General features: G+C 69.8%; 17 protein-coding genes. 8 read left to right on the forward strand and 9 right to left on the reverse strand.

What is annotated here, in order from left to right; genetic code table 11:
* Positions 1-40: 40 nt before the first annotated feature.
* On the reverse strand, positions 41-1,090 hold the full coding sequence (locus tag BLT25_RS25010) for an adenosine deaminase (protein WP_091051894.1): 1,050 nt from the start codon (positions 1,088-1,090) through the stop codon (positions 41-43).
* 112 nt (positions 1,091-1,202) lie between these two features.
* Here BLT25_RS25010 and BLT25_RS25015 point away from each other — a divergent pair, with 112 nt between their 5' ends.
* Complete coding sequence (locus tag BLT25_RS25015; protein ID WP_091051896.1) at positions 1,203-1,598, forward strand: VOC family protein; 396 nt, start codon at positions 1,203-1,205, stop codon at positions 1,596-1,598.
* Between the two features lie 9 nt (positions 1,599-1,607).
* Here the strand turns inward: BLT25_RS25015 and BLT25_RS25020 are convergent, their stop codons facing one another.
* Positions 1,608-2,072, reverse strand: a complete 465-nt coding sequence (locus tag BLT25_RS25020; protein ID WP_218131476.1) for a DUF5709 domain-containing protein — start codon at positions 2,070-2,072, stop codon at positions 1,608-1,610.
* A 126-nt stretch (positions 2,073-2,198) separates the two neighbouring features.
* Between BLT25_RS25020 and BLT25_RS25025 the strand changes: the two genes are divergently transcribed.
* Positions 2,199-3,743 carry a sulfatase-like hydrolase/transferase gene (locus tag BLT25_RS25025; protein WP_256328781.1) on the forward strand — a complete coding sequence of 515 codons (1,545 nt, stop codon included), beginning with the start codon at positions 2,199-2,201 and terminating at the stop codon, positions 3,741-3,743.
* Here the strand turns inward: BLT25_RS25025 and BLT25_RS25030 are convergent.
* From BLT25_RS25030 to BLT25_RS25060, 7 genes are all read right to left on the reverse strand, one after another.
* Positions 3,728-4,708 (reverse strand): formylglycine-generating enzyme family protein, encoded by a 981-nt coding sequence (locus BLT25_RS25030; RefSeq protein WP_256328782.1) that lies wholly within the window; start codon positions 4,706-4,708, stop codon positions 3,728-3,730. The genes BLT25_RS25025 and BLT25_RS25030 overlap by 16 nt on opposite strands.
* Positions 4,709-4,718: 10 nt before the next feature.
* Positions 4,719-5,936, reverse strand: a complete 1,218-nt coding sequence (locus BLT25_RS25035) for a hypothetical protein (RefSeq protein WP_143033853.1) — start codon at positions 5,934-5,936, stop codon at positions 4,719-4,721.
* Positions 5,937-5,956: 20 nt separating this feature from the next.
* Positions 5,957-8,482, reverse strand: a complete 2,526-nt coding sequence (locus BLT25_RS25040) for a bifunctional FO biosynthesis protein CofGH (RefSeq protein ID WP_091051903.1) — start codon at positions 8,480-8,482, stop codon at positions 5,957-5,959.
* Between the two features lie 36 nt (positions 8,483-8,518).
* A complete protein-coding gene (locus BLT25_RS25045; protein ID WP_091051905.1) occupies positions 8,519-10,798 on the reverse strand; it encodes a serine/threonine protein kinase in 2,280 nt (759 codons plus the stop codon).
* A 128-nt stretch (positions 10,799-10,926) separates the two neighbouring features.
* Positions 10,927-12,138, reverse strand: coding sequence for a hypothetical protein (locus BLT25_RS30055; protein ID WP_176884250.1), 1,212 nt, complete (start codon positions 12,136-12,138; stop codon positions 10,927-10,929).
* Between the two features lie 311 nt (positions 12,139-12,449).
* Complete coding sequence (locus BLT25_RS25055) at positions 12,450-14,771, reverse strand: MMPL family transporter (protein WP_091051906.1); 2,322 nt, start codon at positions 14,769-14,771, stop codon at positions 12,450-12,452.
* Between the two features lie 92 nt (positions 14,772-14,863).
* Positions 14,864-15,904 carry an LLM class F420-dependent oxidoreductase gene (locus BLT25_RS25060; RefSeq protein ID WP_091051908.1) on the reverse strand — a complete coding sequence of 347 codons (1,041 nt, stop codon included), beginning with the start codon at positions 15,902-15,904 and terminating at the stop codon, positions 14,864-14,866.
* Positions 15,905-15,927: 23 nt separating this feature from the next.
* Here BLT25_RS25060 and fgd point away from each other — a divergent pair, with 23 nt between their 5' ends.
* From fgd to BLT25_RS25090, 6 genes are all read left to right on the forward strand, one after another.
* Positions 15,928-16,932: a glucose-6-phosphate dehydrogenase (coenzyme-F420) gene (gene fgd / locus BLT25_RS25065; RefSeq protein WP_091051910.1), complete on the forward strand. Its 1,005-nt coding sequence runs from the start codon at positions 15,928-15,930 to the stop codon at positions 16,930-16,932.
* Between the two features lie 168 nt (positions 16,933-17,100).
* Entirely contained in the window at positions 17,101-18,075 is a 975-nt protein-coding gene (locus tag BLT25_RS25070) for an RNA polymerase subunit sigma-70 (protein WP_091051946.1), read from the forward strand.
* 96 nt (positions 18,076-18,171) lie between these two features.
* A complete protein-coding gene (locus BLT25_RS25075; RefSeq protein ID WP_091051912.1) occupies positions 18,172-18,954 on the forward strand; it encodes an SDR family NAD(P)-dependent oxidoreductase in 783 nt (260 codons plus the stop codon).
* 20 nt (positions 18,955-18,974) lie between these two features.
* Positions 18,975-19,700 carry an LbetaH domain-containing protein gene (locus BLT25_RS25080; RefSeq protein ID WP_091051913.1) on the forward strand — a complete coding sequence of 242 codons (726 nt, stop codon included), beginning with the start codon at positions 18,975-18,977 and terminating at the stop codon, positions 19,698-19,700.
* 98 nt (positions 19,701-19,798) lie between these two features.
* Positions 19,799-20,677, forward strand: coding sequence for a glycerophosphodiester phosphodiesterase family protein (locus BLT25_RS25085; protein ID WP_091051915.1), 879 nt, complete (start codon positions 19,799-19,801; stop codon positions 20,675-20,677).
* A 29-nt stretch (positions 20,678-20,706) separates the two neighbouring features.
* Entirely contained in the window at positions 20,707-21,327 is a 621-nt protein-coding gene (locus tag BLT25_RS25090; RefSeq protein WP_091051917.1) for a TetR/AcrR family transcriptional regulator, read from the forward strand.
* Positions 21,328-22,190 lie beyond the last annotated feature (863 nt).

Genomic DNA, 22,190 nt, shown 5'->3' on the forward strand with positions numbered 1-22,190 from the left:
GTCGACCAGCAAACGGTCGCGTACGAGCCGCGTCAAGCGCTTAAGGCGTGGCGTACGTGTCGATCTCGCCGCGCAGCCGGGTCTTGACGTCGTCGGGTGCGTAGGAGACGTCGACGGCAGCACGCGCGAGGTCGGCGATGCCGGCGCTGTCCAGACCCAGGAGGTCGGTCGCGATCTCGTACTCCCGGTTGAGCGTCGTCGCGAACATCGGCGGGTCGTCGGAGTTGATCGTGACGGTCACACCCGCGTCGACGAACGTCTTCAGCGGGTGTTCCTCGATCGTCGCCACCGCACCGGTGGCGACGTTGGACGAGGGGCAGACCTCGAGCGGGATCCGGTGCTCGGCGAGGTGGGCGAGCAGGGCGGGGTCCTGGGCCGCGGAGGTGCCGTGGCCGATCCGCTCGGCCTTCAGCACGGTCAGCGCGTCCCAGATCGTCTGCGGGCCGGTGGTCTCGCCAGCATGCGGCAGCGAGCGCAGCCCCGCTGCACGGGCCGCGTCGAAGTGCCTCTCGAACTGCGGCCGGGGTACGCCCACCTCGGGCCCACCGAGACCGAACCCGACGAGCGCCTCGGGGCCGTGGTCGACGGCGTACGCCAGCGTCGCGTCGGCCGCCGGGATCCCGGCCTCGCCCGGGATGTCGTAGATCCAGCGGAGCGCGATCCCGAAGTCGCGCTCGGCCGCCACCCGGGCGTCCTCGAGCGCCTCGGTGTAGGCCTCGATCGCCATCCCGACGTGCCCGGTCCCCGCCGGACGCTCGGCCAGGTCGGGGCGTACGGAGGTGTAGGGGGTGCAGGTCAGCTCTGCGTAACGGACCTGCTGGGTCTGCGCCAGGTCGCGCGCGATCTCGTAGGTCAGGTAGCGGATGTCCTCCGGCGTACGGACCAGGTCGACGACCGAGAGGTAGACCTCGATGAAGTGCGCGAAGTCGCTGAACGTGAAGTAGTCCCGCAGCAGCTCGACGTCCGCCGGTACCGTCCCCGGATGCCGCGCAGCCAGCTCCGAGACGATCCGCGGCGAAGCCGACCCGACGTGGTGGACGTGGAGCTCGGCCTTGGGCAGCCCGGCGATGAAGGTCTTCAGGTCACTCACGCCCCGATCCTCACACGCTGCTTCCCCTGCCCGCGACTCCCTTTCCGAGCCGACCCACGTCGGGCGGAGGACAGGGTAGCCTCGATGGCACCAGCCGGGTCAGGAGGAAGAGATGCGGGCGATCCATCACTGGGACCTCTGGGTCGACGACTTCGAGACCGCCTCGGGGGAATGGGGGTGGCTCTTCGGTGAGCTCGGCTGGGAGGCCGGGGAGAAGGGTCACTTCTGGGAGGCAGCGGACGGGACGTACGTCTTTCTGGAGCACTCCACCGACCAGCACGGCACCCAGGACCGGCTCCGCCCCGGGGTGAACCACATCGCGTTCACCGTCGAGAGCCGCGAGGTGCTCGACAGGATGCGGGCGGCCTCCACCGAGCACGGCTGGCACGAGATGTACGCCGACCGCTATCCGCACGCCGGCGGCGACGAGCACACCGCGCTCTATCTGGAGAGCTCTGAGGGGTTCGAGGTCGAGCTCGTGCTCGAGGTCGACGACCTCACCGCCTAGCCGGCCGGCTCAGCGGTAGCCGTCGCCGTCCGCTTCCTCATCGTCGTCGATGATGTGCATCGCGGCCTCCTCGGCGGAGGCGCCGGCGCCGTCGATGCCGGCATCGATCCCGTAGAGATCGGACTCCGTGTCCTCGCCCTCGCCGCGGTCGGGGTCGACCAGCCGCCCCGCTCGCTTGTTGCCGACCTCACGGCCGTCTGGGTCGTCGCTCTCCTCGGCGTCGTCGTACTCGACCGCATAGGGATCCGTCTCCGGCACCTCCTGGTGGCGGCGCTGGTCGATGCACTCACGGTGCTCCTCCTCCCAGGGCGTGTTGCCGTAGTCGGTGGAGTAGCGGTCGGCGGTGACGATGCCGTGGTCGAGCTCGTCGCGTACCTCACCTTCGAGAACGTCCCCGGAGAGCGTGTCCTCACCGGTGATCTGGTTCTCGTCGTCGACACTGTAGTCGCCGTAGTTCTCGCGCGATTCGCTCACTTGAGTCTCCTGATCGGCCGGCATTGGGGTCATCGAGGCCCCCTTCGGTAACGTTAACCCGGTCCGGTGGGGAGTGGAACCGGACGGAAAAACACGACGCGGGGATCGACCGAGGGAGCAGACCAGATGGCGCCTCGCGCCCGATTGGCGGTGGCGGCCGTTGCCGTGCTCGCTGGCACCTCGATCGCGCTCGGCGCGATGCCTGAATCGGCCGGTCCGCTGGGGTCCTTGGGGTCTCTGGCCGGGAACGCCTTCGCGCGGGGCGACAACGACGGTGTGGTGCCCTCGACGCCGACGGCGACGCCCGAATGGACGCCCTACTCCACCCAGCCCAACATCCTCATGATCACGGCCGACGACCTCGCCTACGAGGATCTCGAGTTCATGCCCCACACTCGCCATCTCCTGGCCGAGCAGGGCACCTCGCTGACCGAGGCGATCGCGCCCACGCCGATCTGCGTGCCGGCCCGTGCCTCGCTGCTGACCGGGCAGTACAGCCAGAACCACCGCACCGTGACGATCAACGGCGAACGCGGTGGCTACGCGTCGATGGATCACACCGGCACGCTGCCCGAGGCGCTGCAGGAGGCCGGCTATGACACGCTCTTCACCGGCAAGTACCTCAACGGCTATGGCCTCGACGGCACCGCCAAGGACGTGCCGCCCGGATGGACCGACTGGCGGGCGACGACCGACATGTCGACCTACAACTTCATCCGGCCGCGGATCAACCACAACGGCAAGCTCACCACCTACAACCGCTACACGACGTACGTCATGCGGGACCAGGCCAACGAGATGATCTCGGCGCCCGAGCGCGCCGACAAGCCGTGGTACATGTGGCTCAACTATGTGGCACCGCACCACGGTGGTCCCGATGAGCCGGGCGACCCGGAGGGGACCAGCACGACCAGGCCGGCGGACGAGGACAAGCACTCCTTCGACGGTCTCGAGCTGCCGGACACTCCCAACATGTTCCGCACCCCGACCGATGCGCCGCCGATCTCGGCCTCCAACAAGCACTTCGACGCGCAGGGCCGCGCCGAGCTGCGGATCGCGCACGAGCAGCGGGTCGAGGCCGTCCAGGCGCTCGACCGCGCGGTCGCCAGCCACGTACTCCGGCTGCAGGAGACCGGCCAGCTCGACGACACCATCATCATCTTCACCTCCGACAACGGCTACACCACCGGCGGCCACAACATCAACGGCAAGCTGATGCACTACCGAGAGACGCAGCGGATCCCGGTGATCCTGCGCGGCCCGGGCATCCCCGCCGGCCGATCCCTGGCCACGGGGGTCGGCAACCCCGACATCGCCACCACGATCATGGCGGTCGCCGGCGCCGAACCGGGGCGGGCGCAGGACGGCGTCAACATCATGCCGTGGCTCAACGCGCCCGCGCAGAACCGGGTGATCCCGCTCTCCGCCTGGCGTGTCAACGACGGCTCCAAGCAGATCTACTCGGGGATCCGCTTCGGCGACTGGACCTACGCCCGCTTCTCCGACGGCAGCGAAGAGCTCTACGACCTGGCCGACGACCCCTACCAGATCCGCTCGCTCGCGCTGCTCCCCGAGTTCGCCGACGAGCTGGCCGAGCTGCGTGGGCTGAGCGAGAAGTACGCCGACTGCGCCGGTGACACCTGCCCGAAGGAGTTCTACCCCGCCGGCTGATCCGCCGGTTGATCCGGCGGCTGATCGGCCGCGCAGCGGAACCCCAGGTTCCCCGCAGTCGAGTCGGGCGGGCTGCTGGAGCGCGCCGAGAGCCGGTAGCGGTGGCAGTAGGAGTCGTGGCAGAGGTAGGAGCCGCCGCGCATGACCCGGGTCAGTCCCTCGGCGGGCCCCCGCGGGTCCGAGGACGAGCCGGACTCGACGAGGTCGGCGTAGTAGGTCGGCGAGAACCAGTCCGCGCACCACTCCCAGACGTTACCGATCATCTGGAACAGCCCGAACCCGTTGGGTTCGTACGTCCGCACCGGCGCGGTCGTGATGAACCCGTCGGCGGCGGTGTTGGTGTCGGGGAAGACTCCCTGCCAGACGTTGGCATGGTGGGTGCCGTCCTGCTCCAGGTCGTCGCCCCACGGGAACCGCGATCCGGCATGACCGCCGCGGGCGGCGTACTCCCACTCGGCCTCGGTCGGCAGCCTCGTCCCGGCCCAGTCGCAGTAGGCCAGCGCGTCGTCGTGGGAGACGTGCACGACCGGGTGGTTGCCGCGTCGGCCGACGTTGGAGCCGGGGCCCTCCGGCGCCCGCCAGGAGGCCGCGCGCACGCCGAGCCACCAGGGCGCCTCGGGTGAGCGGCCCAGGACGTCGCGCGGGGAGCCGTCGAAGGCCAGGTGGAAGACGGCCGAGAAGCCCTCTCGTTCGGCCGTGGTGACGTGGCCGGTCGCCTTCACGAACCGGGCGAACTCCTCGTTGGTGACCGCCGTCGCGTCCAGCCTGAAGGCGGGCAGGTCGACCGGGTGCACCGGGCCTTCGCCGTCGGCCTGGTAGCCCTCGCCGAACGAGTCCCCTGCGGCGTACGTCCCACCGGGGAGGTCGACGAGGGTCCGGCGGCGCTTGCGGGGCAGGGCCGGCGGGCGCCGAGCCGGGTCGGGGCTGGGCCCGCGGGTCGCGCCGAAGGTGAGGTCGGAAGGCACGCCCACCAGCCTACGAGCCGGCGTACGTGGCCTTCAGACTGCCTGCGCTGGCCACGATCTTCCCCTTCTTGCCGGTGACCATGAGACCGGGCGTGCGCGCCTTGCCGTTGGCGTCGGCCTTGATCTTGACCGTGCAGGTCGGCTTCTTGCCGGCGCACTTGAAGTCACCCGTCGGGCGGTAGGTGACCGTCATCGCCTGGTTGTCCGCCAACCCCTCGACGTAGGCCGCCATGTAGGTGCACTTCGGTTTCCCCTTCGGGCACGAACGCTCGACGGTGTGCCATTCCATCCGGGCCGCGGCCGCCTTGCCGCAGAGCTTGGCCGGCTCGCCGGCGCGGACCGTGCCCCAGGCGTACGTCACCTTGGTGGTCGCCTGCACGCAGGCCTCGGTGCCGCCCTTGGTGACCGGCAGGGTGTAGGTGAGCTCCGGGTCCTTGCCCGCGGTCGGCTGCGTGGCGCCGTCGTCGATGGAGGCGATGCCGGAGCTGACGGCGGGGGCGGTGACCTTCAGCGTGACCTCGCGGTAGCCCGCGGCGGTGTCGGCGGTCGGCGCCTCGGGGGTGCGGGCGTAGCAGCTGTCCAGGTCGGTGATCGCGGCGACGTTCTTGGCGGCGAGCTCCTCGTCGGTGAGCCGCAGGTTGGTGACCGCGAGGACACCGGCGATCGCCGGGCGGCCGACCTCCCGCAGGCAGCGGGGACTCTCCAGGGTCCAGGCGCCGGCGACCTGCTTGCTCCAGCCGTTCGCGCCGCCGTCGGCGCAGTCGAGGATCTCGGAGTACCACTCCCGGCCCAGCCTGGACGGCCACTCGCCGTTGTAGCTGAACCCGCCGCCGGTCTTGGTGACCACCCCGGCCTCGACGAGCCCGGCGCTGCCCCGGGTCTCGACCATCGACTCCGCGGCACAGCTCAGCTGCTCGGGGTCCGCCCAGGCGGGCGTGTCCGCGGCAAGGGTCAGGGTGCGCGCGATGTCCTTCTCGTCGCCACGCAACGGACCGATCTTGCCGGTGAGGTAGGCCCATGCCGAGGTACCTCCGAAGGCGACCAGCACGAGCGCGCTGACGATCACGATCCAGCGCAGTGCCAGGCGTACGGGCTTGGTGCGGTCACGCCGCCGCCGTGGCAGCGGAGGCAACCCGAGCCGACGCCGGCGGGCCTCTTCTGCCGCGGCGTTGGCGAGCTCTGTGGGTTTCGGTTGTTGTTGAGCGGTGCTGCCGGTGGGGTCGGACATCTCACTCCCTCGAGAACAGTTCAGCGAGGATCGTAGAGGGTAGTCCTTTCCGATACCGCCCGGCCTATGCCGGCACCGATTTCTTCGAGCTCGGACACAGTTTTTGCCGAGCCGTGCTCCGAGCCCGCCATCCGGGAGATGGTCTCCTCCATCAGGGTGCCGCCGAGGTCGTTGGCGCCGGCCTGGAGCATCGCCCGGGTGCCGTCGACGCCGAGCTTGACCCAGGACGTCTGGATGTTGTCGATGCGGCCGTGGAGCATGATCCTGGCCATCGCGTGCACCGCGAGGTTGTCGCGCATGGTCGGGCCCGGGCGGGCGGCGCCGGCGAGGTAGATCGGGGCGCTGGTGTGCACGAACGGGAGCGGCACGAACTCGGTGAAGCCGGCGTTCCCGTGCTCGCGCGCGGTGTCCTGGATGCCGGCGAGGACACGGAGGTGGCCGACCCAGTGCCGCGGGTTGTCCACGTGGCCGTACATCATCGTCGACGTCGTCGGGATCCCCACCCGGTGGGCGGTCGAGACGATCTCGATCCACGTCTTCGCGGGTAGTTTGCCCTTGGTCAGCACCCAGCGGACCTCGTCGTCGAGGATCTCCGCGGCGGTGCCGGGGAGCGAGCCCAGCCCGGCCTCGCGTACCTTGATCAGGAAGTCCTCGATGGACAGCCCGGTGCGGGAGGTGCCGTTGACGATCTCCATCGGGGAGAAGGCGTGCACGTGCATCTCCGGCACCCGCTGCTTGACGGCCTGGACGAGGTCGAAATAGGCCGACGAGGGGAGCTCGGGGTCGATCCCACCCTGCATGCACACCTCGGTGGCACCCAGGTTCCACGCCTCCTCGGCGCGGTCGGCGACCTGGTCCAGATCGAGGGAGTACGCATCCGCGTCGGTCCGACGCTGCGCGAAGGCGCAGAACCGGCAGCCGACGTAGCAGACGTTGGTGAAGTTGATGTTGCGGTTGACGACGTACGTCACGGTGTCGCCGTTGACCTGTTCGCGCAGGTCGTCGGCGAGCCTGGTGACCTGGCGCAGCAGGTCGCCCTCGGCGGTCATCAGGGTCAGCGCGTGCTCGTCGGAGAGGTTGCCGGGGTCCTTCTCGGCAGCGGCCAGAGCCTCGTGTCCCTCCGCATGGAGAACGGCGGGAGCACCGGTCGAGGAGGCCGCCTCGCGGACCGCGTCCCAGTCGCCGTAGACGGTCTCGAAGTCGTCGCGGCGGTCGTGGGTGCGGCCCTCGGTGTCGACGGAAGCGTGCAGGTCGACCCGGCCGGCGGCGGTGAAGCCACCGTCCGGCTCCTGCCACGGGCGCCCCTCGGGCCGGACGCCGTCGCGGGCCAGCCCGTCGGCCTCAGCGAGCGCCTCGACGTGGGAGAGGACACGCGGGTCGATCCATGACTGGCCGTCGCGAAGGGTGCCGGTGACGTACTCCGGGTGGACCGTCAGTCGGGCCTTCAGCCCGAAGCCGGCCTCGGCGGTGACCTGGCGCAAGGAGTCGAGCGACGGCCACGGACGCTCGGGGTTGACGTGGTCCGGCGTGAGCGGCGAGACGCCACCCCAGTCGTCGATCCCGGCACCGAGCAGTGCCCGACACTCGTCGAGATCGACCAGGTTGGGCGGCGCCTGGACCCGGGCCTTGGGTCCGAGGACGATCCGGGTGACCGCGATCGCGGCGAGATACTCGTCCAGCCCCAGGTCGTCGACGTGGCGCATCGCGGTCGACGGCTTGGCCCGGAAGTTCTGCACGATGATCTCCTGCAGCCCGGCGTACGCCTTGTGCACCTTCCGCAGCGCGAAGATCGTCTCCGCGCGCTCGGTGAGCGTCTCGCCGATGCCGACCAGGAGGCCGCTGGTGAACGGGATCGAGAGGCGACCGGCGTCCTCGAGCACCCGCAGCCGCACCGCGGGGTCCTTGTCGGGGGAGCCGAAGTGGGCCTCGCCCTTGGTCTCGAAGAGCCGTCGCGACGTGGTCTCGAGCATCATTCCCATCGACGGGGAGACGGGCTTGAGCCGGTTCATCTCCTCCCACGACATCACCCCGGGGTTGAGGTGGGGGAGCAGCCCGGTCTCCTCGAGCACCCGGATCGCCATCGCCCGCACGTAGTCGAGGGTCGACTCATAGCCACGGCTCTCGAGCCACTCCCGCGCCTCGGGCCACCGGTCCTCGGGCCGGTCCCCGAGGGTGAACAGCGCCTCCAGGCAGCCGAGCTTCGCGCCCTCGGCGGCGATCTCGAGGATCTCGTCGGGGCTCAGGTAGGGCTCGCGGCCCTCGCGCTCGGCCTGCCCCGGCGTCTCCACGAACGTGCAGTAGTGACATCGGTCCCGGCACAGCTTGGTGACCGGGATGAAGACCTTCGGGGAGTAGGTCACCGTCTCCGGTCGTCCGGCCGCGACCAGCCCGGCGTCGCGTACCTTCGCCGCGGCTGCGGTCAGCCGGACCAGGTCGTCGCCTCCGGCCGCGAGGAGTGCTGATGCCTCCGCCACGTCCAGGGCTGCGCCTCGTTCGGCCCGGGCCAGCGCCCGGCGGATCTGCTGAGGTGTCGGCTGCTCGCTCATCACGAGCAGCCTAGTAGGCGCCGCCCAGTTGTCGAACTAGTTGTCGATCTGCGCGCTCGCGCCGGGGGCCGTGGCGACGAACTTGTCGGTCCAGTCCTGCGGGCCGGACCACTGCACGACGGCGCCCCTGCCGTCGCCGGCGGCGGTGCCGGGGTAGACGCAGATCGCGCCCTTGGCATCCGAGCACTTGCCGCCGTTGCGGGTGAGCTTCACGTTGAACGTCTTGCCCGCCGCGAAGCCCTCGAAGTTGAGCTGCCAGGTGTTGCAGGCGATCTTCCGCTTCGTGTAGGTCTTGTCGGTGCACTTGTCGAGCTTGTCCCAGACGAGCTTCTTCGGCTCGGCCTTGCCGCACGACTCCGCGTCCGTGGCCTTCTCGGTGCCCCAGGCGAAGGTGACGGTGGTCTTGACCGCGACGCAGCCCTCGACGCCGCCCTCGGTGACGGGGAGCTCGTAGGAGGAGCCCTTGAGCTCCTCGTAGCTGCTGCTGCCCTTCTTGGCGATCCCGATCACCGACTGCCCGCCGGGAGCGGTGGGCTCCTGCACATCGAAGTCGACCTGCATGTAGGCGGGCTTGGGGGTCGCCTTGGCACCGAGCGCGTCGGCCTTGACGTAGCACGCGTCGAGGGCCTTGACGGCCTTCTCGCTGGCCGGGCCGGCGGCGCCGGTGTCGCCGTCCTTGAGGAGATCCCCGACCGCGAGGAGGCCGGCCATGGAGGTCTTGTCGACCTCCTTCTCCATGCAGCGGGTGTCGCCGACCTTCCAGTTGTCGCCGATCTCGGTCGACCAGGACTCGGTGCAGTCGAGCAGGCCCTGGGTGAACTTCATCGCGTCGTCCGCGGGCCAGTCGCCGGTGTAGGTCCACTCGTCCCCGGCGTCGACGACTCCGTGGGAGCGCAGCTCGGCTGCGGGAACCTTGCCGACCAGGCTCTCGGCCGCACAGGTCATCTGGTCCTCGTCGGCCCAGCCCGGCTTGGGTACGCCGCTGGCGATCGCCTCAGCCGCCTTGGCGTCGTCGCCGTGGAGACCGAAGATGCCGAAGCCCTGGGTGAAGATGCCGATGCCGAGGAGCAGCACCGCGGCGACCCCGCCACCGACGATGGTGTAGAGCTTCTTCTTGTCGCCGCCGTCGCCCTGGCCGGCGTTGGAGTGATGCGACGGCAGCCACTCCGGCTGGCCGCCGCCGGCCGAGGTGCCAGCGTTGGTCGAGGGCCCAGCGGTCGCCGCAGCAGCGACCGGAGGAAGCCCCTTGCCGCTGTGCACGACGGTGGAGTCGGTCTCGTTGGCGAGCGGGACGGGCGGCGGGGTGCCCTCGCCCGGGCGCTTGACGATCGTCGGCTGAGCCTCGGCCTCGGGGACCGGGGTGCCACCGCCGGAAGTCCCGCTCGCGCTCGTGTCGTAGCTGGCACCGGGACGTGAACCGAGATCGGCGGCGGCCGCTCCGGCGACACCGCCGACGACACCGCCGCCGAGACCGGACTCCTCGAGCCGGTCGGCGGCCTTGTCGAGGGCCTTGGCGAGCTCGGCCGCGGTGCGGAAGCGGTTCTCCGGCTTCTTCGCCAGCGCCCGCTGGATGATCGGGTTGATCAGGTCGGCGCCGGGCGTCGAGGCGGGCAGCCGCGGCACCGGGCTGTTGATGTGGGCGCTCATCAGCTCGAAGTCGGTGCCGGTGTAGGGGGCCTTGCCGGTCAGACAGGCCCACAGCAGACAGCCGGCGGCGTAGATGTCGCCCGCCGCGGTCGCCTGCTCACCCATGTGACGCTCGGGCGACATGTAGGGCAGCGAGCCCACCACCGAGCCGGCCCGGGTCACGTTGGAGTCGCCCTCGGTCGCGATGCCGAAGTCGGTGAGGTAGGGGACGAGCTCGCCCTCCTGGCGCTCCCACAGGAGCACGTTGGACGGCTTCACGTCGCGGTGGACCACACCGGCGCGGTGCGCGTCGAAGAGGGCGTCGCTGACGTCACCGACCAGGCGCAGCGCCTGGACGGTCTCCAGCGCCCCCTTGGTCTTCAGCCAGCCGTGCAGGTCGCCATCGGGGACGTACTCGGTGACGAGGTAGACGGTGCCCTCGACCTCGCCGTACTCGATGATCTGCACGATGTTGCGCGAGCGCAGCTTGGCCAGGATGTTGGCTTCCCGCTCGAAGCGGGTGATGAAGTCCTTGTCGACGGTGAGCGAGGGCAGCACCAGCTTGAGCGCCACCTTGCGTCGTAGTGCGGGGTCCTTCGCCTGGTAGACGACACCCATGCCACCTTGACCCAGGACCCGCTCGATCACGTAGCGACCGAACTGTTCGCCTTCCTGGGGGAACGCAACCATCTTTAGAACCTCGCCCTGATTTTTTTACCCGATTCCAGACCTCTGCCGAAACCCTAGCGTCCCCTTAACGATCGTCGTGCGGCAACGCCACGGGCGAGACCAATTGTTCAGACACCAGTTGGATCGGACTAGTTCGGGAGGACTGCCTTGAGGCCGTCGACCTCGGCGGTGAACCGGTCCTTCCAGCCCTTGGGTGCGGTCCAGTTGGTCCAGGTGCCGCTCGGCTTGGTGACGAAGGCCCTGTCCGAGCACGATCCGGAGGCCGACCGGCAGTCTCCGCCGTTGAGCTTCAGCTTGATCGTGACGCTGGAGAGGAGCTCGTAGCCCTCGTAGTGGAGCGTCCAGGAGCTGCACGGGGCGTACTTCGGCTGGGCGCACTTCTTGTCCTTCGTCCACCACAGTCGGCGGTCCTTCGCCTTGCCGCAGGCCTCGCCCTCGCTGGTCTTGGTGGTGCCCCAGGGGTAGTTGATCGAGGCCTGGAACGTCGCGCAGCCCTCTTGGCCCCCTTCGCGTACGGGGATGTTGACCTTCCCGCCGGTCACGGGCGCCCATTCCGAGGAGTCGGCGGACTTCGCCTGCACGACCACCTCGCTGCCTTCGACGGTCGGCGACGTGACCGCGAAGTCGACGCCGAGCACGGCGGGGGTGGCCTTCGCGGTCGGCGCGGTGAGCTCGTCGCTGACGTAGCACTCGTCGAGCGCGGCGACCGCCTTCTCGGCCTGCTTCGTGACGCCGGCGTCCTCGACCTCCATGACCTGGGTGGTGATCAGGCCGGCCATCGCGGTCTCGTCGACGTCGCCCAGGCAGGAGGTGTCGGTCAGCGCCCACTCCTTGCCGATCGCCTTGCTCCAGTCGCCCGAGCAGGAGAGCAGACCCTCGGCGTACGTCGTCGCCTGCGGCCCCCGCCACGCGCCGGTGTAGGTCACCGACTCGCCGGAGATCTGGATCAGCCCGGCCTCGCGCAGGGCGTCGCTGCGCTCGTCCTTGACCAGCTGCTCGGCAGCGCACTTGGCGTCGCCGGCCGAGGCCCAGGCCGGCTTCGGCGCGTCCGCGGCGATCGCGGTCACCGCCTTCTTGTCCTCGGCGCTCAGCGGGCCGAACCCGAGACGCCCGCTGAAGAAGGCCCACGCCCCGGTGCCGAGCAGTGCGACGAGCACCACCGCGCCGGCAGCGCCCAGCCCGATCAGCAGCCCCTTGTTGCTCTTCTTGGGCTGTTGGTGGTGCGGCGGCAGCCCATAACCCGAGGCGTACGCAACCGGCGGCTGCCCCGGAGGCGGCCCGTAGCCGCTGGGCGGTGCGGCCGGCATCGCCATCGTGGGTGGCGGCGGGGGCGGTGCCATCGGCGGCCGAGCAGGCGGAGGCGACGACGGCGGGGGCGACGACGGCGGGGGCGACGACGGGGGCGGGGGCGGCGGCGGAGGTGGCGGAGTGGGTCTCGCGCTGGGGATCCGGGTCGCGTCCGGGTCGATGGGGTTCGCCGGCTCAGGCGCCGGAGGCGGCGTGGGCCGCGGCGTACCCGGTCTCGTCTTGTCCTGGTCGTCTGGCTCCATGTCGAACGCCCCGCATGTCAGTGAAGTGGAGCGACCGGGCCGAACGACCCGAGTCGTAGGGCACATCGTAAAGACACTTCGCCGAATCCGCAGCCGGGGCCTCAGTACTGGTCTGGATACCGGCCGAGATCGCGCGGCCGGCGCTGCTGTGGTGGCTGACCCCGGAGATCCCGGGACGGTCGCGGACCGCGCATGGGCGGGGGCTGGCGGAGCTGGTGCTCGAGCAGGTGATGATGGGGCTGCGCCGGGGCCATCGGCCTCCGAACGACCGCCGGCTGTGGGGGACGAACCTTCGCGCGTCCGCGGGCGAGCCTGCTCGGCCACCAGATGACGTCGCCCAGATCGAGGTTGATGGCGGTGACCAGGATGGAGCGGACGACGAGGGTGTCGAGGAGTACGCCGAGGGCGATCGCCAGGCCGATCTCGATGAAGCTCACGTGCGGCAGCGTGGTGAGCACCGCGAACGTCGCGGCCAGGACGATGCCGGCGCTGGTGATGACGCCGCCGGTCGCCGAGAGGGCGACGAGCGACGCACGCCGGGTGTCGCCGTGCTCACTGGCCTCTCCTGCAATGGCCTCCTCACGGACCCGGTGCATCAGGAAGATGTTGTAGTCGATGCCGAGTGCGACCAGGAACACGAAGACGAACAGCGGGAACTCGCGGCCCTGCCCGGCGAATCCCATCGCGTCGAAGATGATCGCCGAGAGGCCGAGCGCGGCGCCGAAGCTGAGCACGACCGTGGCCATCAGCAGCACCGGGGAGAGGACCGAGCGGAGCAGGATCATCAAGATGATCAGCACCAGCCCGAGCACCAGCGGCATCACGACCTTGGTATCCCGGTCGGTCGCCGCGGCCATGTCGAGCTGGATCGCGGCGGTGCCGGTGGCCAGCGCGTCGGCGCCGTCGACGGTGTGGACGACGCTGCGTACGTCGTCGACGGTGTCGAACGACGCCTTCGACATCGGGTCGGTGGACAGCGGGACCGCGGTCAGCGCGACCTCGTGGGTGCCGTCGGTGACCGGGGTGACGCCCTCGTAGCCGGCCTTCGTGAGCGCCCCGACGACCTCCTTCTCGGTGCCCGGGGCCGAGACGACCTGGATCGGGTTGGAGGGGTCGCCGAGGTCGTGCTCCTCGAGGACCCGGTCGCCGATCAGCGAGGGGAAGTCCTTGGTATAGGTCTCCGAGCTGTCCAGGGTGGTGATGTTGAGCATGGAGAGCCCACCGCAGCAGGCCAGCAGGACCGCGGCGGTGCCGATCCAGACCGCCCGGGGCCGCTTCCGGATCCAGCCGCCGAGCCGCGCCCAGATGCCGCCGGTCTTCTCGCCGCTGGTGCCGTACCCCGGCTTGACCGGCCAGAACACCCAGCGACCCGTGATCACCAGCAGTGCCGGGAGCAGGGTCAGCATCACGACCAGACCGGCGACGATGCCGATCGCGCAGACCGGGCCGAGGCTGGCCGTGGACCCCATGGTGGCGACCATCAGGCCGAGCATGCCGACGGTCACGGTGCCGGCCGAGGCGATGATCGCGGGAGCGGACCCGCGCAGCGCCGCGGCCATGGCTTTGTGTCTGTCCTCGTGGCGTCCCAGCTCCTCGCGGTATCGGGCGATGAGCAGCAGCGCGTAGTCGGTGCCGGCGCCGAAGACGAGCACGTCGAGGATGGCCCGGTTCATCTGGTTGAGGGTCAGGCCGGCGTACTTCGCACAGAGATAGACCACGCCCATCGAGACGACCAGCGCGACCAGCACCGAGACGAGCGGGAGGAACCAGAGCACCGGGCTGCGGTAGGTGATCAGCAGGATCACGATGACGACGCCCGCCGCGGCGTAGAGCAGTGCGCCGCCGATGCCGGCGCCGGCCTCCATCTGGTCGGCCGTGGAACCGCCCGCGCCGCCGATGTAGACGTCGACGCCGTCGACCTTCGTCAGCTCGACCAGGTCGTCGCGCAGGTCGAGCAGCGCGGTCGGGTCCTCGTCGGCGTAGTTGACCACGAGAGAGACCGTGGCGACCTCGCCGTCGGCCGAGACCAGTCCGTGCTTCTGGCCCTTCTTCTCCCCGGTCGGGTAGGCGATCGCCGGCATCACGGGCTGATCGGGCTTGCTCGCCTGGGTGACCACGCCATCGAGCGAGGCGATCTCCGGGATCTGCAGGGTGATCGCGGTGTAGTCGGACGTCGTCAGGCCACCGTCACGGTGGTAGACGATCGTCGTGGTCAGGTCGTCGGGGTCCTGCACCTTGGCGAGCTCGTCGATCGCCCGGGTCGACTCCGCGTTGGCCGGGAGCCAGTCGGAGTTGTCGTGGGACTCGACATCGCCCAGCTTGCCGGTCAACGGCCCCATCAGCACCAGCATCACCAGCCAGAAGCCGAGCACGACCCACTTGGTCACGGGTCCCGTGATGGCGCTGACGATCCGCTCAGACATGCGTCCATGCAACCAATGCCCGCGGGGGCAAGGTCACAGGGGGACGGCTGGGCCGGCCGTGGGTGTAAGCGAGTTCACAGCCGGCCGGGCGATCAGACCAGCCACTCCTTGACCTGGGCGATCGAGGCGAGGCCGTCGGTGCCGAAGGCGGGTGTCACCTGGAGGCTGGTCACGCCGGCCTCCTTGAACGCCGCGATCCGCTCCTTCACGAACGACTCCGGCCCGACCAGGTTGCCGGCCTCGAGCCAGGCCTCGGGGACCTCGGCCTCGGCGTCGCGCTTGTGGCCGTCGAGGTAGAGGTCCTGGATCTTCTTGGCCGCGTCGCCGAAGCCGTACTTCACGGCCATGTCGTTGTAGAAGTTCTTGCCGCGGGCACCCATGCCACCGACGTACAGCGCCAGCAGGCCGCGCATCGTGTCGCGGTGGCGCTTGGCCTCGTCGGGGTCGTCGGTGATCGCGAGCAGGCCACCGGCGGAGATCTCCAGGGGCTTCAGGTCGGGGGAGCGCTTGGCCAGGCCCTTGTCGATCGCCTCGCCCCAGACGTCGCGAGCCTTGTCGGGCAGGAACTGGAAGGGGAGCCAGCCGTCGGCGACCTCGGCGGTCATCGCGACGTTGTTGTCGCCCAGGGCGGCCACCCACAGCGGGGTGTCGGCGCGCTCGGGCCGGTTGAGCAGCTTGAGCGGCTTGCCGAGGCCGGTGCCCTGGTCGGCCGGCAGCGGGATCTTGTAGAGCCCGTCGCTCTGCAGCCGCTCGCCTCGCAGCCCGGCGCGCAGCAGCGCGATGATCTCGCGGGTGCGCGTCAACGGCTTGTCGTACGCCACCCCGTGGAAGCCCTCGATGACCTGAGGTCCGCTCGCGCCGAGGCCGAGGATGGCCCGGCCGCCGGAGACGTTGTCGAGACCGGCCGCGGTCTGGAGCAGCGCTCCCGGCGTGCGGCTGTAGATGTTGAGGATGCCCGCGCCGAGCTCGACGGTCTCGGTCTTCGCGGCCAGGTAGCCGAGCAGGGAGACCGCGTCGAACCCGTACGGCTCGGCGACCCAGAGCTGGTCGAGTCCGGCCTTCTCCAGGCCGACGACCTGGTCCGCGGTGTCGCGGGGGTTCCCGAAGTACGTCAAGGGCATCGCAAGCTTCATGCCGAGGAGGCTACCGTGACCCCGTGACGGAGATCAGGTTCGGATACAAGGCGTCCAACGAGCAGTTCGCACCCACGGAGCTGTTGAACTACGGCGTGATGGCGGAGGAGCAGGGTTTCGACTCAGTCTTCATCTCCGACCATCTCCAGCCCTGGCGGCACGACGGCGGACACGCGCCGTTCGCGATGACCTGGCTGGGCGCTCTCGGCGCGCGCACGGAGCGGATCGTGATGGGCACCTCGGTGCTCACCCCGACGTTCCGCTACCACCCGGCGATCGTGGCGCAGTCCTTCGCGACCCTCGGCTCGCTCTTCCCCGACCGCGTGGTGCTGGGGATGGGCACCGGTGAGGCGATGAACGAGGCCCCGCTGGGCATCGAGTGGCCCGAGGGCAAGGTGCGCTTCGCGCGGTTCCGCGAGGCGGTGCGGGTGATCAAGAAGCTCTGGTCCGAGGACCGGGTCACCTTCGAGGGCGACTACTACCAGCTCGACCGGGCGACCATCTACGACAAGCCGTCCACGCCGGTCCCGATCTACCTGGCGGGTTCGGGTCCGGCCGCGACCAAGTACGCCGGCCGTGCAGGTGACGGCTACATCACCACCTCGGGCAAGGGTGCCGAGCTCTACACCGACACGCTGCTCCCGGCCGTACGGGCCGGCATCGAGCTCTCCGAGCGCAAGCCTGCGGACGTGGACATGATGATCGAGGTCAAGGTCTCCTTCGACCACGACCTGGAGCAGGCGATGGAGGCCACCCGGTTCTGGGGCGCTCTCGGTCTCACCCCCGAGCAGAAGCACTCCGTCGAGGACCCGGTGGAGATGCAGCGTCTCGCCGACGCGCTCCCGACCGAGGCCACCGCCCGTCGTTTCATCGTCTCGACCGATCCCGACGAGCACGTCGCCCGGATCAAGGAGTACCTCGACATGGGCTTCACCCACCTGGTCTTCCACGCCCCGGGCCCGGACCAGGCGAAGTTCCTCAAGCTCTACGGCGAGGAGATCCTCCCCAAGCTCCGCGCTCTCGTCTGAGCTGGGCTGGAGCATGGCCAGGGCCCCGGCCGGGAATCAGGACCGGGGCCCTGGGAGGACCGCCCCACATACGCGATACGTCGTCCGAATACGTCGCGTTGCACTTGTTTGATATCGGTTGCGAATTGCGTTTCCGGCGTGGTCGTCGGGCACCTACGCTCACTGGGCATGAGCATGCTGGCCGACCCGTTCATGGATGCCGCCGAGAAGCACCGGCGCGAGCTGCGGGTGCACTGCTATCGGATGGTGGCGAGCTTCGACGAGGCCGAGGACCTGGTGCAGGAGACCCTGGTCAAGGCGTGGGAGCGGCGCGACCAGCTGACCGACCCCGAGGCGATGCGGGCGTGGCTCTACCGGATCGCGACCAACACCTGCCTCGACTTCCTGCGCCGCAACGAGCGGCGGCCGAGGACGTACGCCCCGCTGCCGGGGTTCGACCACGGCACCGGCGAGCCGCCGGAGCTGCTCGAATGGCTCCAGCCGTTCCCCGACTCCCTGCTGGAGCCGGAGCGTCCGGAGGACGAGGCGGTCGCACGGGAGACGATCGAGCTGGTCTTCCTCACCGCGATTCAGCACCTGACCCCGCAGCAGCGGGCGGTGTTCGTCTTCCGGGAGGTGCTCGGCTGGTCGGCCGCTGAGACCGCGGCCGCGCTCGACGTCACCGTCGCCACGGTGAACTCGCTGCTGCAACGGGCCAAGCCCGCGCTGCGCCGACACCTGCCCGAGGACCGGTCGACCTGGCGCACCGAGGGGCCGACCGAGGAGGAGCGGAAGGTCATCGACGCCTACATCGCCGCCGGGGCGAGCAACTGGCGGGAGGGCATCGCCGATCTGCTGACCAGCGACGCCGTGCTGACCATGCCGCCGAACCCGTTCTGGTTCTCGACCCGCCAGGCGCTGCTGGACTTCGTGCTGCCCAACCTGGACCCGTCCTCGCCGACCTACCTCGGCGAATGGCGGTTCGTCCCGGCGAGCGCCAACCGGATGCCCGCGGTCGCGGGCTACGTACGCCGGCCCGGGACCACGATCTACCGCCCGCAGACGCTCGACGTGCTCCGGGTCGTCGACGGCCGGCTGGCTCAGATCACCACCTTCGAGCCGCATCTCTTCCCGGCTTTCGGGCTCCCGCAAGCACTGACCTGAGAAAGTTTCGCGTGACCCGATGAGTTGCCGGCGCTGCGTACGTCCTAACCGGCAGATCGCGCACGACGGGTGCGCGAGAGGAGCTCAGGAGACACCATGAACGCACAGCTTCAGGACCGCACCGCCATCGTCTGGGGTGGGGCGGGTGACATCGGCTCCACGACCGCGAAGGCCTTCGCCGAGGCGGGTGCCAAGGTCTACCTCGCCGGCCGCACCGAGGCCACCCTGGCGGCCAGGGCCGCGGAGGTCGGCGCCGCCGGCTACGGGGTCGTCGACATCCTCGACGAGGACGCCGTGGTCGCCTTCGTGGAGCGGGTCGTCGCCGAGACCGGCTCGCTCGACATCTCGTTCAACGTCGCCGACCGCGGCGACATCCAGGGGCAGGCGCTGCTGGAGATCTCGGCCGCCGACTACACCCAGCCGGTCGTACGCGGCATCACCGGCTCCTTCCACACCGCCCGCGCGGCGGCCAGGCAGATGGTGGCGCAAGGCCGGGGCGTCGTGCTCGCGCTCGACTCCGGCTCCGCACGCGGCTCGGCGCCCGGCATGGGCGGGACCAGCGCCGCCGACGGTGCCCTCGACGCGCTCGTCCGTGATCTGGCCGCGGAGGTCGGCCCCTCCGGCGTACGCGTCGTGGGGATCTGGACCGCCGGGATCACCGAGACCTTCACCCCGGAGAAGTTCGAGCGGGTCCTCGGGACGCGGCTCCCGGAGGAGGCCCTCGACGGGATCCGGGCCAACCTCGACGGCATGCGGATGACCAAGCGGTCGCCGCGGCTGAAGGAGGTCGCCGACACCGCGACCTTCCTCGCCTCCGACGGTGCCGGGGCGATCACCGGAACCTGGCTCAACGTGACCAGCGGGATGCACCCGAGCTGAGACGTCGTAAGGTTCCCGGCATGTCCTGGACCAGGGGTGAGCCGCTCACCGACGTACATCGGGAGCGGCTCATCGCCGCCGGGCTCGCACCGGAGGTGCTGGCCGGGCTCGAGCTGAGCGAGATCACCGGACCGTTGCCGGAGTGGTGGCACGAGGGCGGCAACGCGCTCTACCTGCGTGACGGGTTCCCGCTCGACCAGCGGCTGATCGAGCTGCTCGGGTTCTACCCGTTCTCCGACGCGCTGATCGTGGTCGCGACCGACATCACCTCGATGCAGGCGCTGCTGGTCGGCGGCGACTCGCCGACGATCTTCATCGGCCCGGACACGAGCATGGTCTGGGGCGAGATCTACTGCGGCGGCGGCTCTGCGGTGATCCTCTCCGGTGGCCTCGTCGCGACCTCGCGCGCCCAGATCGATGCCCGCAACGGCGGTTCGATCGTGGCTGCCCGCGACCAGCTATGGGCGGCCAACGTCTACGTCGCCACCGACGACATGCACCGCCTCGAGGACGGGGAGACGGGGCAGCGGATCAATCCGTACGGCGCCAACATCCGCTTCGGCGAGCACGTCTGGCTCGGTCGCGACGTGATCGTCACCGGCCACGCCGAGATCGGTGACGGAGCCGTCGTCGGCATGCGCGCGATGGTCCGCAACCAGAAGGTCGAGCCGCGCACGGCCGTGGCCGGCGTCCCCGCCCGGCTGATCCGCGAGAACGTCGTCTGGTCCGGCGAGGACACTCCCTGACGACCGCGGGGGAGCCGTACCGAACGGCCCGCCGCTCGTAACGTCCCATTCACATTGCGCCCGCCGCGGCGTCGCTGCCGGCACGCACGCTTGGCGCCATGGCATCGGCCCACCGCCCTCTTGTGATCGGCCATCGCGGAGCACCCGGCTATCTGCCGGAGCACTCCCTGGAGTCCTACCGCCTGGCGCTGCGCCAGGGCGTGGACGCACTCGAGACCGACGTGGTGATGACGAACGACGGGGTGATGGTTCTCCGGCACGAGAACGAGCTCTCCCGCACCACGGACGTCGCCTCCCGCCTGGAGTTCGCCGATCGGCGTACGACCAAGGTGATCAGCGGCAAGAAGTGGACTGGCTGGTTCACCGAGGACTTCACCTTCTCCGAGCTGCTCACCCTCGGCGCGCCGACGACGAGCCAGCCGATCATCACCCTCGACACCCTGCTGCTGCTCGTCGCCGACGAGTCTCAGCGCCGCGGGCGGCGGGTCGGGCTGCACGTGGAGGTCAAGCACCCGACGTACTTCGCCTCCATCGGTCTGCCCGTCACCGAGACCCTCCTGCAGACTCTCGCCGACCACGGCGTCGAGGCCTGGAACAGCCTCCCGGGCCTGCCTACCCAGCGGCTGTGGCTGCAGAGCTTCGACGAGGCCTGGGTGCGGGAGATGAGCACCCGCACCGAGCTTCCGCTGGTACAGCTGGTCGACAAGAAGTGGGGTGCGGTCGACTGCGCTGAGATCGCGACGTACGCCCAGGCCATCGGCCCCAAGAAGTCGATGGTCCGCAAGAAGGGGCAGCCGCCCACCGGCTTGGCCGACGAGGCCCACCGACACGGCCTGCTGGTCTTCGTCTGGACCCTGAAAGCAGGACGTGACCAGGCGAATCGCCTCTTCGAGGCCGGGATCGACGGGGTCTTCGCCGACTACCCGAACCGTCCGATCGCGGCCTTGGCCGACATCACACAGGTACAGACCGCCTGAGGCTGGCGCCCGCACGTAGGGTGTGGGGTATGCCGCCCCTCAACGCGGACCGTGCGGTCCTGATCGCAGCTCGGGAGGTCCTGCTCAGGGATCCCCGCGCGACCATGGCAGCCGTCGCGGAGGAGGCCGGGATGGGAGTGGCCGGGCTCTATCGCCGCTACGCCAACAAGCAGGCTCTGCTGCGGGCCGTCGCCGCCGACAGCTACCGCCGCTACATCGCCTTCGCGGAGGCGGCGCTGAGCGACACCGACGACCCGTGGCACGCGTTCACGGGTTTCCTGCGCCAGGTCCTCGACGACGGGCTCCCGCGGATCACCCTCGCCCTGCGCGACGAGGTCAGCTTCGACCAGGGCCTACGTGACCTGGACAAGCTCGCCGTCCACACCACGAACCGCCTCCTGCGTGGCGCCCGCGGCAGCGGCATCCTCCGCCCCGACGTCACCCGCGCCGACATCACCGTGCTCCTCGAGCAGATCAGTCGTATCGACGTAGGAGACGACGTACGCAGCGCCGCCCTGCGCCGCCGCTACCTCGCCCTGGTCTGCGACGGTCTTCGTGCCGAGGCCGCCAGCCGCCGGCTTCCGGGGCCGCCTCCGCACGAGGTCGAGCTCATCGGGCGTTGGGAGACGGGTGTCTCGAGCGTTTCCTAGGTACGCCCTACGCCTCGGGGTTGGGCGTTGCTTCTTGGGCGATGGCCGCCGACCCGTTATGGATGGTGTTCTCGGTCTCGTCCGGAGTCAAGGACGGCCTTCGGCCGCCGGCTTCGCCGGCCGCTTCGCGGTCCTTGACACCGGCCGACCCCGAGAATTTTGGCTGGTTATCGGGTCGGCGGCGGGGTTTGGCGCGGATTCCCTGGGTTGGGTACGGGCTTGGGAGTTCGGGTCGCTGACTCCTTGATGGAGCGGCTGGGTCGCGGCGCTTTTACTAGACGATGACGCCTTGTGAATGAGGCGATTCACAAGGCGTCGCTGCTTGGGTCGACAACCTTTGACAGGTAGCGGCGCCGGTTCCCGTGTTGTCACTTCGGCGCCGACTGTTCGAGTGGCAGATGGTGCAGCTTTGTGCCCGGGTTCCCACGGGTACAGACAGTTCCCCACTGAGATGTCGCTTCCCCTGCTCCGGAGCCTGGGGAACCTCTCGTGGTGTGGGGCAGCATCAGCAGCAGTGGGGAAGCCACATCCAGACGTGGTGCACGACCAAGCCGGGGCACGGTCCCCGCGACCTGCACGGGTGCGGTCCGGTGATCGGCAGCGGACCGGCGACCCGCACCGGCTCGAGGGCTGGCAGCGGTTCGGCGAATGTCAGTCCCACCAGGTCGGGGTAGCGCGCACCGTTCGTCTCGGCAGCCATGAACGCATGGCGGCGGAGAACGTGGGTGGTGGGGGCCGGTCTGGTCTTGGGCGTGGCCGGTTCAGGTCCGTCGGGTGAACCGGATCCGTCCATCCGGAAGCCGCTCATAGGTGGAGTTGGCGTCGTGGATGCGGCGGTGGTCGCTGGGGCACAACAAGACCAT

Source organism: Nocardioides sp. YR527 (assembly GCF_900101045.1).
Classification (GTDB): Bacteria; Actinomycetota; Actinomycetes; order Propionibacteriales; family Nocardioidaceae; genus Nocardioides.